General features: G+C 42.6%; 1 protein-coding gene. It reads left to right on the top strand.

The window, feature by feature from the left end:
* Positions 1-17 precede the first annotated feature (17 nt).
* Positions 18-902: Glu/Leu/Phe/Val dehydrogenase dimerization domain-containing protein (locus ACS8FD_RS18085; RefSeq protein WP_439276864.1), on the top strand; the 885-nt coding region annotated here is incomplete at its 3' end.

The following is a 902-nucleotide window of genomic DNA, read 5'->3' as shown; positions in this document are numbered from 1 at the left end:
ATAGTTAAGGAAGATATATGAGTATTAGTCAGGTCATCGAAAAAATCGAATCACGCTACGCCCATCAACCTGAATTTATTCAAGCGGTTAAGGAAGTTGCTCTTACCATTACCCCTTTATATGATGCTCATCCTCAATACGAAAAATTCAAAATATTTGAGCGCCTAGTAGAGCCTGATCGTGTTATCGCTTTTCGTATCAATTGGGAGAACGACAAAGGTGAGGTTCAAGTCAATCGTGGCTGGCGGGTACAGTTTAGTAATGCCTTAGGCCCTTATAAAGGTGGCGTACGGTTCCATCCTACTGTCAACCAATCCGTGTTGAAGTTCTTGGGCTTTGAACAAATTTTCAAAAATGCTTTAACTGGTTTGCCTATGGGCGGCGGTAAAGGTGGTTCGGACTTTGATCCTAAAGGAAAATCAGATAGCGAGATTCGCCGGTTTTGTTATGCCTTTATGCGTGAGCTGCATCACTATGTAAATAAAGACGTTGACGTACCAGCTGGTGATATTGGTGTTGGGGGGCGTGAAGTGAGCTACATGTTTGCAATGTACAAAAATCTGACTCATGAGCATGGCGGCGTGTTGACTGGTAAAGGTGTGGGTTTTGGTGGTAGCTTAATGCGTACAGAAGCCACAGGCTATGGTGCTGTCTACTTCTTAGAAAATATGCTCACAGCGCAAAATGAAGATATTAAAGGTAAAAAGGTATTAATATCAGGCGCGGGCAATGTCTCACTACATGCCGCTGAAAAAGTCTGTATGCTCGGAGGCATCGCAATCACGGTGTCTGACTCAAAGGGCACTTTGTATGATGAAAAAGGCTTTGATCAAGAAAAAATTAATTGGCTAAAAAACCAGAAAGAACAAAGCAAACCGCTAGCTGATTATGTCGATGTCCAT

The sequence above is a fragment of the Psychrobacter sp. 1U2 genome (assembly GCF_051847575.1).
This window is presented reverse-complemented; position numbering and strand designations above follow the sequence as displayed.